The 14,052-nt window shown below is 70.6% G+C and carries 14 protein-coding genes; 8 read left to right on the top strand and 6 right to left on the bottom strand.

Annotated features, from left to right (window positions below):
• Position 1: 1 nt before the first annotated feature.
• Positions 2-2,212, top strand: a complete 2,211-nt coding sequence (locus tag LY41_RS11125; protein WP_253864086.1) for a heavy metal translocating P-type ATPase — start codon at positions 2-4, stop codon at positions 2,210-2,212.
• A 24-nt stretch (positions 2,213-2,236) separates the two neighbouring features.
• Here LY41_RS11125 and LY41_RS11130 read toward each other — a convergent pair whose 3' ends face one another.
• Entirely contained in the window at positions 2,237-2,854 is a 618-nt protein-coding gene (locus LY41_RS11130; RefSeq protein ID WP_253863793.1) for a TetR family transcriptional regulator, read from the bottom strand.
• Between the two features lie 124 nt (positions 2,855-2,978).
• Here LY41_RS11130 and LY41_RS11135 point away from each other — a divergent pair, with 124 nt between their 5' ends.
• The 5 genes from LY41_RS11135 to LY41_RS11155 all read left to right on the top strand — a co-directional run bounded on the left by LY41_RS11135 (position 2,979) and on the right by LY41_RS11155 (position 7,147).
• Positions 2,979-4,070: a ferredoxin reductase gene (locus tag LY41_RS11135; protein WP_253863794.1), complete on the top strand. Its 1,092-nt coding sequence runs from the start codon at positions 2,979-2,981 to the stop codon at positions 4,068-4,070.
• 8 nt (positions 4,071-4,078) lie between these two features.
• Positions 4,079-5,197, top strand: a complete 1,119-nt coding sequence (locus LY41_RS11140) for a fatty acid desaturase family protein (RefSeq protein WP_253863795.1) — start codon at positions 4,079-4,081, stop codon at positions 5,195-5,197.
• 30 nt (positions 5,198-5,227) lie between these two features.
• The gene (locus LY41_RS11145; RefSeq protein WP_253863796.1) at positions 5,228-5,437 is read left to right on the top strand and encodes a hypothetical protein; all 210 of its coding nucleotides are present in this window, start codon (positions 5,228-5,230) and stop codon (positions 5,435-5,437) included.
• A 95-nt stretch (positions 5,438-5,532) separates the two neighbouring features.
• Positions 5,533-6,000, top strand: coding sequence for a ribonuclease E activity regulator RraA (gene rraA, locus LY41_RS11150; protein WP_253864087.1), 468 nt, complete (start codon positions 5,533-5,535; stop codon positions 5,998-6,000).
• A 97-nt stretch (positions 6,001-6,097) separates the two neighbouring features.
• The gene (locus tag LY41_RS11155) at positions 6,098-7,147 is read left to right on the top strand and encodes a zinc-dependent alcohol dehydrogenase family protein (RefSeq protein WP_253863797.1); all 1,050 of its coding nucleotides are present in this window, start codon (positions 6,098-6,100) and stop codon (positions 7,145-7,147) included.
• 148 nt (positions 7,148-7,295) lie between these two features.
• Here the strand turns inward: LY41_RS11155 and LY41_RS11160 are convergent, their stop codons facing one another.
• The 4 genes from LY41_RS11160 to LY41_RS11175 form a co-directional block, all read right to left on the bottom strand.
• The gene (locus LY41_RS11160) at positions 7,296-8,534 is read right to left on the bottom strand and encodes an acyl-CoA dehydrogenase family protein (RefSeq protein WP_253863798.1); all 1,239 of its coding nucleotides are present in this window, start codon (positions 8,532-8,534) and stop codon (positions 7,296-7,298) included.
• Positions 8,535-8,640: 106 nt separating this feature from the next.
• Complete coding sequence (locus LY41_RS11165) at positions 8,641-9,870, bottom strand: acetyl-CoA C-acetyltransferase (protein WP_253863799.1); 1,230 nt, start codon at positions 9,868-9,870, stop codon at positions 8,641-8,643.
• Entirely contained in the window at positions 9,870-10,610 is a 741-nt protein-coding gene (gene fabG / locus LY41_RS11170; RefSeq protein WP_253863800.1) for a 3-oxoacyl-ACP reductase FabG, read from the bottom strand. Before fabG ends, LY41_RS11165 begins: the two co-directional genes overlap by 1 nt.
• A 64-nt stretch (positions 10,611-10,674) precedes the next feature.
• Positions 10,675-11,898: a CoA transferase gene (locus LY41_RS11175; protein WP_253863801.1), complete on the bottom strand. Its 1,224-nt coding sequence runs from the start codon at positions 11,896-11,898 to the stop codon at positions 10,675-10,677.
• 153 nt (positions 11,899-12,051) lie between these two features.
• Between LY41_RS11175 and LY41_RS11180 the strand changes: the two genes are divergently transcribed.
• Both LY41_RS11180 and LY41_RS11185 read left to right on the top strand, forming a co-directional pair.
• Entirely contained in the window at positions 12,052-12,723 is a 672-nt protein-coding gene (locus LY41_RS11180; RefSeq protein WP_253863802.1) for a GntR family transcriptional regulator, read from the top strand.
• A 101-nt stretch (positions 12,724-12,824) separates the two neighbouring features.
• Entirely contained in the window at positions 12,825-13,028 is a 204-nt protein-coding gene (locus tag LY41_RS11185) for a hypothetical protein (RefSeq protein WP_253863803.1), read from the top strand.
• 80 nt (positions 13,029-13,108) lie between these two features.
• Here the strand turns inward: LY41_RS11185 and LY41_RS11190 are convergent, their stop codons facing one another.
• Positions 13,109-14,044, bottom strand: coding sequence for a LysR substrate-binding domain-containing protein (locus LY41_RS11190; protein WP_253863804.1), 936 nt, complete (start codon positions 14,042-14,044; stop codon positions 13,109-13,111).
• Positions 14,045-14,052 lie beyond the last annotated feature (8 nt).

Consider the following 14,052-nt stretch of genomic DNA (forward strand, 5'->3'; position numbering starts at 1 on the left):
CATGACGTGTGCCTCGTGTGCGAACCGCATCGAACGCAAGCTCAACAAGCTCGACGGCGTCGCGGCGTCGGTGAACTACGCGACCGAGAAGGCGCGCGTGTCCTATTCCGCCGGGGTGACGCCGGATCGGCTGGTCGAGACGGTCGAAGCCGCGGGCTACGAGGCGGCGCTGCCCGCCCCGGAGGTATCCGATGAGGCCGGGGCTCACGACGGGTCGGCCGCCGAACCCGTCGACCGCGAAGCGGAATCCCTTCGGCAGCGCCTCATCGGGGCGATCGTGCTGGCGGTGCCGGTGATCGTGCTGGCGATGGTGCCGCCGCTGCAGTTCGCCAACTGGCAGTGGGCCTCGCTCACGCTGGCCTCGCCGGTCGTGGTGTGGGCGGCGTGGCCGTTCCACCGCAGCGCGCTCATCAACCTGAGGCACGGCGCGGCGACGATGGACACGCTGGTGTCGATGGGCGTGTCCGCGGCGTATGCGTGGTCGCTCTACGCACTGTTCTTCGGCAGCGCGGGCATGCCCGGGATGACGCACGCCTTCGAGTTCACGATCGAACGCGGGGACGGCAGCGCGAACATCTATCTCGAGGTCGCCGCGGGTGTCACGATGTTCTTGCTGGCGGGCCGGTACTTCGAGGCGCGCGCGAAGCGGCGGGCCGGTGCAGCGCTGCGGGCGTTGCTCGACCTCGGTGCCAAGGACGTCGGCGTGCTGCGCGACGGCCGCGAGGAGCGCATCCCCGTCGACCGGCTCGGTGTCGGTGACCGGTTCGTCGTGCGGCCGGGGGAGAAGATCGCGACCGACGGAGTCGTCGTCGAGGGCGCGTCGGCGGTCGATGCGAGCATGCTCACCGGTGAGTCGGTGCCGGTCGAGGTCACCGAGGGCGACACCGTCGTCGGCGCGACCGTCAACCAGGGCGGCAGGCTCGTGGTCGAGGCGACCCGCGTCGGCGGGGACACGCGGCTGGCGCAGATGGCCAAGCTCGTCGAGGACGCCCAGGCCGGTAAGGCCGAGGTGCAGCGGCTCGCCGACCGCATTTCCGGCGTGTTCGTGCCGATCGTCATCGTGCTGGCCGTGGGCACGCTCATCGGCTGGCTGGCCACCGGTGGCGCAGTCGAGGCGGCGTTCACCGCAGCCGTCGCCGTGCTGATCATCGCGTGCCCGTGTGCACTGGGCCTGGCCACGCCGACAGCGCTGCTCGTCGGTACCGGCCGCGGCGCGCAGCTCGGCATCCTCATCAAGGGCCCCGAGGTGCTCGAATCCACGCGCAGGGTCGACACGGTCGTGCTCGACAAGACCGGAACCGTGACCACCGCGGCGATGACACTCGGTGCGGTGCATCTCGCCGAGGGGACGGCCCGCGAGGAGGCGTTGCGGCTGGCCGGTGCCGTCGAGAACGCCTCGCAGCATCCCATCGCCAGGGCCATCGCGGACGCGGCGGAGCGGGAATTCGGCGCGCTGCCGGAGGCGAGCGACTTCGCCACGACGAACGGCCTCGGCGTGCACGGTGTGGTCGAGGGCCACGCGGTCGTCGTGGGCAGGGAGGCGCTGGCGAGGGAGTGGAGCCTGACGCTGCCGGACGAGCTCGTGGCCGCGAAGGACGCCGCGGAACGCGATGGTGGCACCGCGGTGATCGCGGGCTGGGACGGCGAGGCGCGTGCCGTACTGGTCGTCACCGACGAGGTCAAGGCGACGTCGGTCGAAGCGGTGCGGCGGATGCGGTCGCTGGGACTGCGCCCGGTGCTGCTGACCGGTGACAACGACGCGGTCGCGCGGGCCGTGGCCACGCAGGTCGGTATCGACGATCCGGCCGACGTGATCGCCGAGGTACTGCCCGAGGACAAGGTGGCCGTGGTGCAGCGGCTGCAGTCGGAGGGGCGTGTCGTCGCGATGGTCGGCGACGGGGTGAACGACGCTGCCGCGCTGGCCTGCGCCGACCTGGGGCTGGCAATGGGTACCGGTACGGACGTCGCGATCGAGGCGGGCGACCTGACGCTGGTGCGCGGCGATCTCACCGCGGCGGCCGACGCCATCCGATTGTCCCGCCGGACCCTGCGCACCATCCAGGGCAACCTCTTCTGGGCGTTCGGCTACAACGTGGCCGCGCTGCCACTCGCGGCGGCGGGACTGCTCAACCCGATGCTCGCCGGCGCCGCCATGGCGCTGAGCTCGGTGTTCGTGGTGACGAACAGCCTGCGGCTACGCCGCTTCTCCTGAGGCGGGGGTTTTTCGCGGTCGGGCTCAGCGGCTGCGCCAGTGGGGTACGCCGAGAAAGATCAGGCGCAGCTTCCGCTCGGCTTCGGCCGTGATCTCCGCCGTCGCGCCGGGGCGCGCCTCCAGCAGTTCGAGCGCGGTCGCGAGCATCGCGGACACGATGAGGTCGGCCAGCATGTGCAGGTCTTCGGTGGACCAGTCGCGCAGACGGTCGAACCGCGCGAGATCCACGGCCAGCTCGCCGGCCAGGAGTTTCAGCTCCACGCCGATGGTTTGGCGCACGGCGCCGGTGCCGCCGTAGCGTTCCCGCACCAGGAACCAGTAGTGCTCCTCGTGTGAACGCACGTGCTCCGAGAGCGTCCGGACCGACGCGCGGATGAGGTCTGCCGAACCGTCGGGGGTGTTGCGTGCACCGCGGATCATCGTCCGCAGCGTGCGCATCGACTCCTCGACGAGCGTGACGCCGAGTTCGTCCATCGACTCGAAATGGCGGTAGAACGCCGTCGGCACGACACCGGCCTGCTTGGTGATCTCCCGCAGGCTCAGTCCGGCGAATCCCCGCTCGGACGCCAGCCCCAGTGCGGCGTCGAGCAGCGCGCGGCGCGTCCGTTCCTTGCGCTCGTTGCGGGTCTCCGGTGCCGTCATGGCCTTCGAGCATACGTCGGGCGGTCCTGTAACCCCGTTCACATCGACCGTGTTCACCTTGCGCCTCCACGTGATCGCCTACAGGATTGAGTGTACAGTCGTTCACTGAAAACGGAGGCGCGGAATGGCGATACCCACAGTGGTGCGGCGCGCGGCGACCCGGCCGGGATCGCTGCCCGCCTCGCTCGGGTCGCTGGCGGAAAGGCTGCTGACACCGCACGGAGTCGACCGCTACCTCGAGCTGATCGATCCGATGCTGGTGCGCACCGACGTCCGCGGCGAGGTCGTGGCGCTGCGCAGGCCGACCAGGGACTCGATCACGCTGACGGTTCGCCCGAGCAGGGCGTGGCGGGGTTTCGCCGCGGGGCAGTTCGTGCGTGTCACCGTCGACATCGACGGCGTGCGGCGCACGCGCTGCTACTCGCCGGCCGGCAGCGCTCACCGCAGCGGCGAGCTCGAATTCACCGTCAAGGCCCACGAGGGCGGGCTGGTCTCACGTCACGTGCACGAACGTGCCCACCTGGGCATGGTGCTCGGGCTCTCGCCCGCAGGCGGCACGTTCGCACTGCCCGAGCAGCGGCCGGACTCCGTCGTGCTCGTCGCGGGAGGCAGCGGCATCACGCCCGTGCTGTCGATGCTGCGGACGCTGGTCGACGAACGGTATCCGGGCGAGGTCTCGCTGCTGTACTACGCGCGGACTCCCGCCGACGTGCCGTACGCAGAGGAGCTGGACGAGCTCGCGGCGCGGCGTGGGGTGCGCATCCACGTGCGGCACACGGCCTCCGACGGCCATTTCACCGCCGAGCACCTGCGCCGCGTCGCCCCGTGGTTCGCGCGCGCCACCACCTTTCTCTGCGGTCCGCCGCCGCTGATGGACGCCGTGCGCGCGCTGTACGCGGATGCGGGGATCAGTGAACACCTGCACACCGAGGAGTTCACGCCACCGGTGCCGGCGGTCGCCGGGACCGGCGGCCGGATCCGCTTCGCGCGCAGCGGGGTGGACATCGTGAGCGACGGCAGGCCGCTGCTCGAACAGGCGGAGGACGCCGGACTGTCCCCCGAACACGGCTGCCGCATGGGCATCTGCTTCTCGTGCACCCAGCGCAAGGTCTCCGGCGTCGTGCGCACCGCGAGCGGCGAGGAATCCGCCGAGGACGACGAAGAAATCCAGCTGTGCGTCACCGCCGCGGCCGGTGACGTCGAGATCGACTGTTAGGAGCACCCATGACGGGCTTGCAGGACCGGCTCACGTCGGAGCAGGTCGAGGAATTCGGCCGCGAGATGGACGAACTGCGGCAGCGGGTCGTCGCCGACCTCGGCGCCGAGGACGTCGAGTACATCCAGAACGTCATCAAGACCCAGCGGGGCCTCGAGGTCACCGGCAGGGCACTGATGTACGCCGGGTTCTTCCCGCCCGCCTGGCTCGCGGGAGTGAGCGCGCTGTCGCTGGCGAAGATCCTCGACAACATGGAGATCGGCCACAACGTCATGCACGGCCAGTACGACTGGACGCGTGACCCGGCGCTGAGCTCGCAGCGGTTCGAATGGGACAACGTGGCACCCGCCGAGAACTGGCGATACTCCCACAACTACATCCACCACACCTACACCAACATCGTCGACAAGGACCGCGACGTCGGTTACGGCGTGCTGCGCATCGACCCGGCGCAGCAGTGGCATCCGTACTACCTCGGCAACCCGGTGTACGCGACGTTGCTGGCGATCTTCTTCCAGTGGGGCGTCATGCTGCACGACCTCGAGATCGACCGGGTCGTCAAGGGTGAGCGCAAGTGGTCGGAGTTCAGCGAGGAGCGCCGCCGCATCGGCAAGAAGATGGGCACGCAGATCGGCAAGGACTATGTGCTGTTCCCGCTGCTCACGGGGCCGCTGGCGCCGCTCACGTTCGCGGGCAACGCCGCGGCCAACCTGACGCGGAACCTCTGGTCGTTCGGGATCATCTTCTGCGGCCACTTCCCGGCCGACGTCGAGAGCTTCTCCGAGGAGGAGACCGAACACGAGACCCGCGGACAGTGGTACCTGCGGCAGATCCTCGGCTCGGCCAACATCACCGGTGGCCCGCTGTTCCACATCCTCTCCGGCAACCTCTCGCACCAGATCGAGCACCACCTGTTCCCGGACATCCCGGCGCGGCGGTATCCGCAGATCGCGGGCGAGGTGCGGGCGATCTGCGAGAAGTACGGATTGCCGTACCACACAGGGCCGCTGCACAAGCAGTTGTGGTCGGTGGCGAAGAAGATCGTCAAGTTCGCACTTCCCGGCAGCGGGGACTCAGCGCCGGAACCGGCTACAGTCGAGCGCGACCGGACACCTGCTGCGGCGTGACACCCGCAGAACACACGAGGGAGCGGTGACATGGTCGGCCGATTCGAAGCGGGTAAGGACACGGTGCAGGTACTCACCGAGCAGGCGGCGTCGCACGTCGGCAACATCGCCGGGATCATCACGGGCGCGGTGCGCGACGTCGCCCGCGAGACGGGTGACTGGATGACCGAGCTGATCGAGATGCGCGAGGCGTCCGGCAAGGCCGTGGCCGACGACGAGCGGGGCCCGTCCGACCACTGACGGCGCAGGCCGCGGGGCAGGCGCATGTGGCGTGTGCCTCCCCGGGCGGACCGGGCGTGCCCGCGGTGGTCATGATGTCGGGCGTGAGTGACGTGATGAGTACGGCAGACCTCGTCGACGAGCACGGCGAGGCGCTGCGCGTGTGCGATACCCAGTTCCGGCAGTTCGGCTCGCACCGCGAGTTCTCCGGCAGGGTGCGGACGGTGTCCTGTTACCAGGACAACGGCCTGGTCAAGCAGCTGCTGAACTCCGACGGCGAGGGCTGCGTGCTCGTGGTCGACGGCCGCGGGTCGCTGCACACGGCACTGACCGGTGACCTGATCGCGGGCGCGGCGGTGCGCAACGGCTGGGCCGGGCTCGTCGTCAACGGCGCGGTGCGGGACTCGGCGGTGCTGGGCGGACTGCCGCTGGGCGTCAAGGCCCTCGGCACCAACCCGCGCAAGAGCAGCAAGGACGGGGTCGGCGAGGTCGACATCCCGGTCGGATTCGGCGGCATCACGTTCCACCCCGGCGACACGCTGTACGCCGACGACGACGGCGTGGTGCTGCTGCCCCGCTCCTGACCGGCCGTGGGTGAGAACGCGGCTGTGGGCGAGAACGGCCTCACGGCCGCGGCGGGGCGCAGGCGAGGTGGCGGCGCCGGGCGGTCAGACTGACGGTATGCAGGCTGTCGTCTACGCCGGTTACGGCGAACCGCCCGTGCTCACCGACGTGCCGGAACCCGAGTGCCCGCCGGACGGTGTGGTGATCGCCGTCCGCGCCACCGGCGTGTGCCGGTCGGACTGGCATGCCTGGAAGGGTCACGAGCAGGTGCCGTTGCCGCAGATCCCGGGGCACGAACTGGCAGGCGTCATCACCGAAACCGGCCCCGAGGTCACCCGCTGGCACCCCGGGGCGCGGGTGACGGTGCCGTTCGTGTGCGGGTGCGGCCGGTGCGAGTACTGCGCCGCGGGCGAGGCCCAGGTGTGTCCGCATCAGACCCAGCCGGGGTTCACCGGACCGGGCTCGTATGCCGAGCGCGTGGCACTGCACGCGGCGGACCTGAATCTCGTGGCGGTGCCCGAATCCGTGGACTTCACCGCGGCGGCCTCGCTCGGTTGCCGGTTCGCGACGGCCTTCCGCGCGGTGACGGCCCACGGCAGCATCGGGCCGGGGAACTGGCTGGCCGTGCACGGCTGCGGGGGCGTGGGCTTGTCGGCGGTGCAGATCGGCGTCGCGCTGGGCGCACGGGTCGTCGCGGTCGACGTCGCGGACTCGCCGCTCGAGAGTGCCCGCACTCTCGGAGCCCGGGCCGTCGTGAATTCGGCGGGTTCCGGTGCCGCCGAGACCGCAGCCGCAGTCCGGGAACTCACCGGGGGCGGTGCACACGTGTCGCTGGATGCCTTCGGATCGGCCGGCACCTGCACCCAATCGGTGCGCAGCCTGCGCCGCCGGGGCAGGCACGTGCAGGTCGGCCTGCTGTTCGGCGAGGCAGCGACGCCGCCGGTCCCGATGGACGTCGTCACCGCGCAGGAACTGGAGATCTACGGCTCCCACGGGATGCCCGCGCGGGACTATCCACAGCTGCTGGGCATGCTCGCCGACGGCAGGCTGCGGCCGGAGGACCTGATCGGCGAGACCATCGGCCTCGCGCAGGCACCCGCTGCTCTGGCTGCGATGGACGCGCCCACCGCGGGCACGGGGATGACCGTCGTCGAACTGCCTGGCTGAGTCACCGGCGCGTGGAGCCCGGGCCGCAGCTCGGCTGTTCGCCGTGTTCGAGATCGCCCCGGAGACGGCGTTCGCGTTTCCGCTGGAGGGGACGTTCCTGCCGACCCGGTGGCGCTTCACGTGACCCGGTGCCCGGCCGCAGCCGGACTCAGTCGCGCAGGCGGTACTCCTTGAGCAGGCCCTTGCTGATGATCGTCTTCTGGATCTCGCTCGTGCCCTCGCCGATGAGCAGGAACGGCGCCTCGCGCATGAGGCGTTCGATCTCGTACTCGGTGGAGTAGCCGTAACCGCCGTGGATGCGGAACGCCTCCTGCGTGACCTCGGTGCAGTACTCACTGGCGATGAGCTTGGCCATGCCCGCTTCGACATCGTTGCGCGTACCGGAATCCTTGAGCCGCGCGGCGTTGACCATCATCTGGTGGGCCGCCTCGACCTTCGTGGCCATCTCGGCCAGCTTGAACGAGATCGCCTGGTGCTGCGCGATGGGCTTGCCGAACGTTTCGCGCTGCTGGGCGTACTCGATCGCCAGCTCGAACGCGCGGATCGCGATGCCGCACGCGCGGGCCGAGACGTTGACCCGGCCCACCTCGATGCCGTCCATCATGTACGAGAAGCCCTGGCCGGGAGCGTCGCCGAGCACCATGTCGGCGCCGATGCGGAAGCTGTCGAACACGGCCTCGGTCGTGTCGACGCCCTTGTATCCCATCTTGTCGATCTTGCCGGGAATCGTGAGTCCCGGCAGCACCTCGCCGTAGCCCTCCGGTTTCTCGACGAGGAACGTCGTCAGGTTCCGGTGTGGACTGCCGGCTCCCTCGTCGGTGCGGGCCAGCAGGGCGACGAGCGTCGACGTGCCGCCGTTGGTGAGCCACATCTTGGTGCCGTCGACGACGTAGTCTCCCTCGCCGGCAACGCCCGCGTCGGCAGGGGTGTCGCCCTCGGCGGCTACGCGGGTGGCTTTGGTGCTGATCGCGGCGACGTCGGAGCCGAGGTCGGGTTCGGACATCGAGAACGCGCCCCGGACCTCGCCGGTCGCCATCCGGGGCAGGAAGTGACGCTTCTGCGCCTCGGTGCCGTGCCGGGCGATCATGTGCGCCACGATGAAGTGGGTGTTGATCACGCCGGAGACGCTCATCCAGCCGCGCGCGATCTCCTCGACCACGAGCGCGTAGGTCAGCAGTGATTCGCCCAGCCCGCCGTACTCCTCGGGGATGGTGATGCCGAACAGCCCCATCTCCTTCATGCCTTCGACGATCTCGGCGGGATACGTGTCGCCGTGTTCGAGCTCCTGCGCACGCGGGATGATCTCGTTGTCGACGAATTTCCTGACGGTGGCCAGGATCTCGGACTGCACGTCGGACAGTCCGGTGGTCTGTGCCAGGCGGGCCATGACTGTTCCTCCTGAGGCCTGGGGCGGGGTGTGCGGATACACGGGTGGCAGCCGGGAGGCCGCACGCGACGGTGGGCGGTCGCTCGGCTGCCACCTGCCGCCGTCGTCAGCCGGTGACGCGTTCGACGACCGCGGCCAGGCCCTGGCCGCCGCCGATGCACATCGTTTCCAGGCCGTAGCGGGCCTCGCGCCGGTCCATCTCGCGAGCCAGGGTGGCGAGGATCCGGGTACCGGTCGCGCCGACGGGGTGGCCGAGGGAGATACCGGAGCCGTGGACGTTGAGGCGGTCGAAATCGCCGGCACCGAAGTTCCATTCGCGGGTGCAGGCGAGCACCTGAGCGGCGAAGGCCTCGTTGAGCTCGACGAGGTCCATGTCGGACATCGCGAGCCCGGCACGGTCCAGCGCCTGCCGCGAGGCCGACACCGGCCCGATGCCCATCGTTTCCGGTGGCACTCCGGCGAGCGCCCACGACACGATCCGCACCAACGGGCGCAGACCCAGTTCGGCGGCCTTGTCGGGGTGCGTCACGACGCACATCGCGGCCGCGTCGTTCTGCCCGCTGGCGTTGCCTGCCGTGACGGTCGCGTCCGGATCCTGCTTACCGAGCACGGGTTTCAGCCCGCCCAGTGTGTCGGCGGAAGCGTCGGCACGTGGGTGCTCATCGGTGTCCACAACGGACTCGCCCTTGCGGGTGCGGACGGTCACCGGAACGATCTCCTCGGCGAACACGCCGGATTGCTGCGCCGCCACGGCCCGTTGATGCGAGGTCAGGGCCAGCCGGTCCTGCTCCTCGCGTGGGATCGAGTACTCGCGGCGCAGGTTCTCGGCGGTCTCCAGCATGCCGCCCGGCACCGGGTGGTTCCGGCCGCCCGCCGTGATGCGGCCCCGCGCGAGCCCGTCCTCCAGCATCACGCCGGACCCCTTGGTGCCCCAGCGCATCTCGGTGGAGTAGAACGCCACGTTGCTCATGCTCTCGGCGCCGCCCGCCACGACGACGTCGCTCGCGCCGCTCTGCACCTGCATTGCGGCCTGCAGCACCGACTGCAGGCCGGAACCGCACCGGCGGTCGACCTGCATACCGCCGGTGGTGATCGGCAGTCCGGAGTTCAGCGCGACCAGCCTGCCGATCGCGGGTGCCTCGCTGTTCGGATAGCAGTGGCCGAGCACGACGTCGTCGATCGCCTCGGGGGAGATGCCACTGCGTTCCAGCAGGCCGCGCAGGGCGGTTTCGCCGAGGTCGGCGGCGCCGAGCGGACGCAGGACGCCGCCGAACCGGCCGATCGGGGTGCGGACCGGCTCGCAGACCACGGCCTCACGGGGCATTCCGGTGCTCATCACATGTACCTCCCGCCGGTGACCTCGAGGACGGTCCCGGTCATGTAGGACGACAGGTCGGAGGCGAGGAACAGTGCCACACTCGCCACTTCGGACACCTCGCCCGGCCGGTGCATCGGGATCTCGGCCATCTTCTGATCCCACACGTGCTCGGGCATGGCCTCGGTCATCGCGGAGCGGATCAGTCCCGGCTGGATCGCGTTGACGCGCACGCCGTGGTGGGCCATCTCCTTGGCCGCAGCCTTACTCATGCCGACGATGCCCGCCTTGGCCGCCGAGTAGTTGGTCTGGCCTGCCATACCGACCTTGCCGGACAGCGACGAGATGTTGACGATCGCTCCGCGTTGCTGCGCGCGCATGATCGTGGACGCCTTCCGCATACCGTTCCACGTGCCCTTCAGGTGGACGTCGATGACCTGGTCGAACTGTTCCTCGGTCATCGTCCGCATCGTCGCGTCGCGGGTGATGCCCGCGTTGTTGACCAGGACGTCGAGCGCGCCGAAGTGGTCGGTGGCGGCGGCGAGGAGCGCATCCGTGTCCGTCGGCGAGGTGACGTCGCAGCGCACGGCCGTCGCGACGGCGGAGCCGCCGAGCGCGTCCGCGGCGGTCGCGGCCGCGGCCTCGTCGACGTCACCGACGACCACCCGCGCCCCCTCGGAGACGAATCGTTCGGCGATGGCGAAGCCGATTCCCTGTGCGGCGCCGGTGAGTACGGCGACCTTGCCGTCGAGTAGACCCATGTCGTTGCGGTGTCCTTTCGGTGTGGGTGTCGGGTGGTGCTGGGTGTCGGGTGCTGCCGGGCGTTCAGGCGGGGCCTGCGACGAGACCGGCGTCGTGCAGCCTGCCGATCTCGGCCTGGCTGAGACCGAGGCGCTGGCTCAATACCGCGTCGGTGTCGGCCCCGAGCGCCGGTGCGGGGCGCGGAGGGGAGGCCTCGCCCGCGGTGCGGATGGGGCCGGCCGCGGTGGCCATCGTCCCGATACCGGGCTGGTCGATCTCCCGGACGACGGACGTGGCGTCGTCGAGCGCCGACTGCGCGGCCTCGGCCATGTCGCGGTAAGGGCCCCACAGCACGCGGGACTCGTCGAGCAGGCGGGCGACCTCGTCGTACGGGCGGGCGGCGAACCACGGCCGCAGGATCGCCTCGATCGTCTCGCGGAACCGGTAGCGGTCGGACTCGTCGGACAGGTCGGCGCCGAGGGCGGGTTCGAGCGCGGCGAACACCTCGGCGGTCCCGGTGGCTGTGCAGAGCCCGGCCCACTGTCCGGCGGTGAGTGCGACGACGATGACCCGGCGGCCGTCGGCGGTGGGGAAGTCGACGCCGAAGCTGCCGTAGGTGTGGTTGCCGATGCGCTCCCGCGCGCGGCCGGTCCGGTGCGCCTCGGCGATCCAGCCCAGGTCTCCGATCGCCGACAGTGCCACATCCGACAGGGCGATCGTCGACGACGAGCCTTCGCCACGTCGGTTGCGGCGGTGCAGCGCCGCGAGGATCGCGGTCACGGCGTGCTGGCCGCACAGGAAATCCCAGGCAGGCAGGGCGTGGTTGACCGGCCTGTCGTGGTCGGCCGGTCCGGTGACGGCCGGAACACCGACGGCGGCGTTGACGGTGTAGTCGACACCGGGTTTGCCGCCTGCCACTCCTTCGACGTGCACGTGGATCGTGTCGGCCCGGCGCGCGGCCAGTTCCCCGGAGGTCAGCCGGGCGCGGCCCGCGACGTTGTCGAGGTAGATGCCGGCATCCTGGCCGGATTCGGTGGCGAGGGCGAGGAGGAGCTCGCGGCCCTCGGGATTGCGGAAGTCGAGAGCGAGGGAACGTTTGCCCTTGTTGAGGTTCGCCCAGTACAGGCTCGTGCCGTGAGCGTCGACGGGCCAGCGGCGGAAGTCGCCCCCACCTCCGGGAGGGTCGACCCGCAGCACGTCGGCGCCGAGCCGGGACAGTGCCATGCCCCCGGACGGGCCCGCCACGAAGCTGGCGCATTCGACCACGCGGAGGCCGTCGAGCGGGGCGGAAGCCGAATCGGACGTCATGCCGGTGGTCCGGTGTCGCCCGTCGGGCGTGGGTGCGGGGCTGGCATGTGCTCGACCTCCAACGGTGCAGGCAGGAGCCTTTCTATTTTTTATAACCTAAATATATGATTTCCGGAAGGGTGGCAGGCTCGACGGCTGCGAGTGAGGTGGGTCATGGCGGACACGACGGCGCGCACCAGGGGAAAGCGCTCCCTGCCCGACCAGGTCGCCGCGCACGTGCGCGAGCTCGTCATGTCGGGGCAGCTGCGGTTTCCGGAGTTCGTGCGCCTCGACCAGGTCGCCGGTGACCTCGGGGTCAGCGTGACGCCGGTCCGGGAGGGACTGCTGGCGCTGTGCGCCGAGGGGCTGTTGCAGCTCGAGCGGCGGCGCGGGTTCATGGTCGCCCCGCTGTCCGGGGACGACGTGCGCGACCTGTTCTGGGTGCAGGCCCAACTGGAGGGTGAGCTCGCCGCACGCGCCACCCCGCGGCTGTCCGACGACGACCTCGCCCGCCTCGAGGAGCTGCAGCGCGGCCTCGCCGACGCGCTCGCCGAGGACAGGGTCACGGAGATCGAGGAGCTCAACCATCGATTCCACCACCTGCTCGCGATGGCGGGCCGGTCGCCGAAACTGACGTGGTTTCTCGGGCAGGCCGTCAAGCACACGCCGTCGCGCTACTACGAGATGATCGACGGCTGGGTGCAGGCCTCCGTCGACGATCACTATCCGATTCTGGAGGCGCTGCACGCGCGCGATGCGGAGGCGGTCCGGACCGCGATGCAGGAGCACGTCCGGCATGCGGGCGAGCTGCTGGGCAGGCACCTCGACCGACTGGACGGCGAGTGAAATCGCCGTGCCGGGCAGGCCCGCGGTCCGGTGCGGAGTCGTCCCTGTGTGTGACGGTCGGCGTCGTGTGAAACGGCTGTGATGTCCGTACTCTGCCGCGTATGAGGATCAGGAAGACGGTCGCGGCATTGGCCGCGGTGAGTGCGCTCGGTGGAGTGGCCGCCTGTGACGAGCCGGTCGAGGACGACGGCAACCAGCAGGAGGAGGACGGCGGCGGCCAGTACGGCGACGGCGAGGGCGGCGACGACGACGGCGAGGACGGCGAGGACGGCGACGACGGCGAGGGCGAGGACGGCGAGGACTGACCGTCCGCCGCAGGCGGGAATGGACACCGACTCCCTGTCGCACGCTCGCCGGATGACGGGTGTGGGCACCGGCGCCGCGGTCAGCTGCGAGGCCGAGCCGAGGGCCCGCGGCGGGCGCGTCCCGCTCGCGCGGCCAGGGCGAGCAGATCGGCCGAGGCACCGGACGGAGTCGCCTCGGGGTGCCACACGGCACGGAGGGTGCGCTGCAGCTCGACACCGGTCGTCGCGACCTCACGCAGCGATCCGGCCGCCAGCTCGGGCGCGAGCACCAGCTCACTGAGCAGCGCGGGACCGGTTCCGGTCGCCACCGAACTGCGTACCGCGGCCGTCGATCCCAGCTCCAGCAGCGGCTCCGCGGGGGTGAGCCCCGCGGTCAGGAGTGCCTGTTCAGCGGTGTCACGGGTGCCGGAGCCGATCTCCCTGGTGATCAACGGGGTGGCAGCGAGCTCGGCGGCACCGATCGGAGTCCGCCGCCGTGCCCAGGGGTGCCCCGGGGCGACCACGAGGACGAGCCGGTCCCGTGCGACGGTCTGTGAACGCAATTCGCGCAATCGCCGGGGCGATTCGATGAACCCGAGGTCGATCTCGCCGTGCCGGGCCAGCTCGCACACCCGAGTGGAGTTGAGCACCTGCAGCCCCACGTGCAGATCGGGCAGCTGCCGCCGCAGGTCGCCGATCCACGTCGGCAGCAGGTGTTCGGCAACCGTCAGACTCGCCGCCAGGGACAGTTGCGCCGAGCGCTCGCGGCGCAGCGCACGGGCGCCCTCGACGAGGCGGTTGACATCCTCGATCACGCGATCGGCCCAGCTGCACACGAGGCGCCCGTCCGCGGTGAGTGCCGATCCGGTGTGTGACCGGTCCAGCAGCCGCAGGCCGAGCCTGCGCTCGAGCGCGGAGATGCGTTTGCTCGCCGCGGGCTGGGTGGTCCCCGTCCGTTCGGCCGCGGTCGTGAGGCTGCCGTGCTCGCCGACCAGTACCAGCAGGCGCAACGACTCGACGTCGGGCAGGGTGGACATGCCTCCAG

It is taken from the genome of Prauserella halophila (genome assembly GCF_024171895.1).
Classification (GTDB): domain Bacteria; phylum Actinomycetota; class Actinomycetes; order Mycobacteriales; family Pseudonocardiaceae; genus Prauserella; species Prauserella halophila.

What these genes read in the sequence shown, in the direction of transcription:
- LY41_RS11135 (WP_253863794.1), top strand. Translation starts at nt 2,979, where the DNA reads ATGGCGATACCCACAGTGGTGCGGCGCGCGGCGACCCGGCCGGGATCG.
- LY41_RS11140 (WP_253863795.1), top strand. Translation starts at nt 4,079, where the DNA reads ATGACGGGCTTGCAGGACCGGCTCACGTCGGAGCAGGTCGAGGAATTC.
- LY41_RS11160 (WP_253863798.1), bottom strand. Translation starts at nt 8,534, where the DNA reads ATGGCCCGCCTGGCACAGACCACCGGACTGTCCGACGTGCAGTCCGAG.
- LY41_RS11175 (WP_253863801.1), bottom strand. Translation starts at nt 11,898, where the DNA reads ATGACGTCCGATTCGGCTTCCGCCCCGCTCGACGGCCTCCGCGTGGTC.
- LY41_RS11125 (WP_253864086.1), top strand. Translation starts at nt 2, where the DNA reads ATGACGTGTGCCTCGTGTGCGAACCGCATCGAACGCAAGCTCAACAAG.
- fabG (WP_253863800.1), bottom strand. Translation starts at nt 10,610, where the DNA reads ATGGGTCTACTCGACGGCAAGGTCGCCGTACTCACCGGCGCCGCACAG.
- LY41_RS11190 (WP_253863804.1), bottom strand. Translation starts at nt 14,044, where the DNA reads ATGTCCACCCTGCCCGACGTCGAGTCGTTGCGCCTGCTGGTACTGGTC.
- LY41_RS11130 (WP_253863793.1), bottom strand. Translation starts at nt 2,854, where the DNA reads ATGACGGCACCGGAGACCCGCAACGAGCGCAAGGAACGGACGCGCCGC.
- LY41_RS11185 (WP_253863803.1), top strand. Translation starts at nt 12,825, where the DNA reads ATGAGGATCAGGAAGACGGTCGCGGCATTGGCCGCGGTGAGTGCGCTC.
- rraA (WP_253864087.1), top strand. Translation starts at nt 5,533, where the DNA reads ATGAGTACGGCAGACCTCGTCGACGAGCACGGCGAGGCGCTGCGCGTG.
- LY41_RS11145 (WP_253863796.1), top strand. Translation starts at nt 5,228, where the DNA reads ATGGTCGGCCGATTCGAAGCGGGTAAGGACACGGTGCAGGTACTCACC.
- LY41_RS11155 (WP_253863797.1), top strand. Translation starts at nt 6,098, where the DNA reads ATGCAGGCTGTCGTCTACGCCGGTTACGGCGAACCGCCCGTGCTCACC.
- LY41_RS11180 (WP_253863802.1), top strand. Translation starts at nt 12,052, where the DNA reads ATGGCGGACACGACGGCGCGCACCAGGGGAAAGCGCTCCCTGCCCGAC.
- LY41_RS11165 (WP_253863799.1), bottom strand. Translation starts at nt 9,870, where the DNA reads ATGAGCACCGGAATGCCCCGTGAGGCCGTGGTCTGCGAGCCGGTCCGC.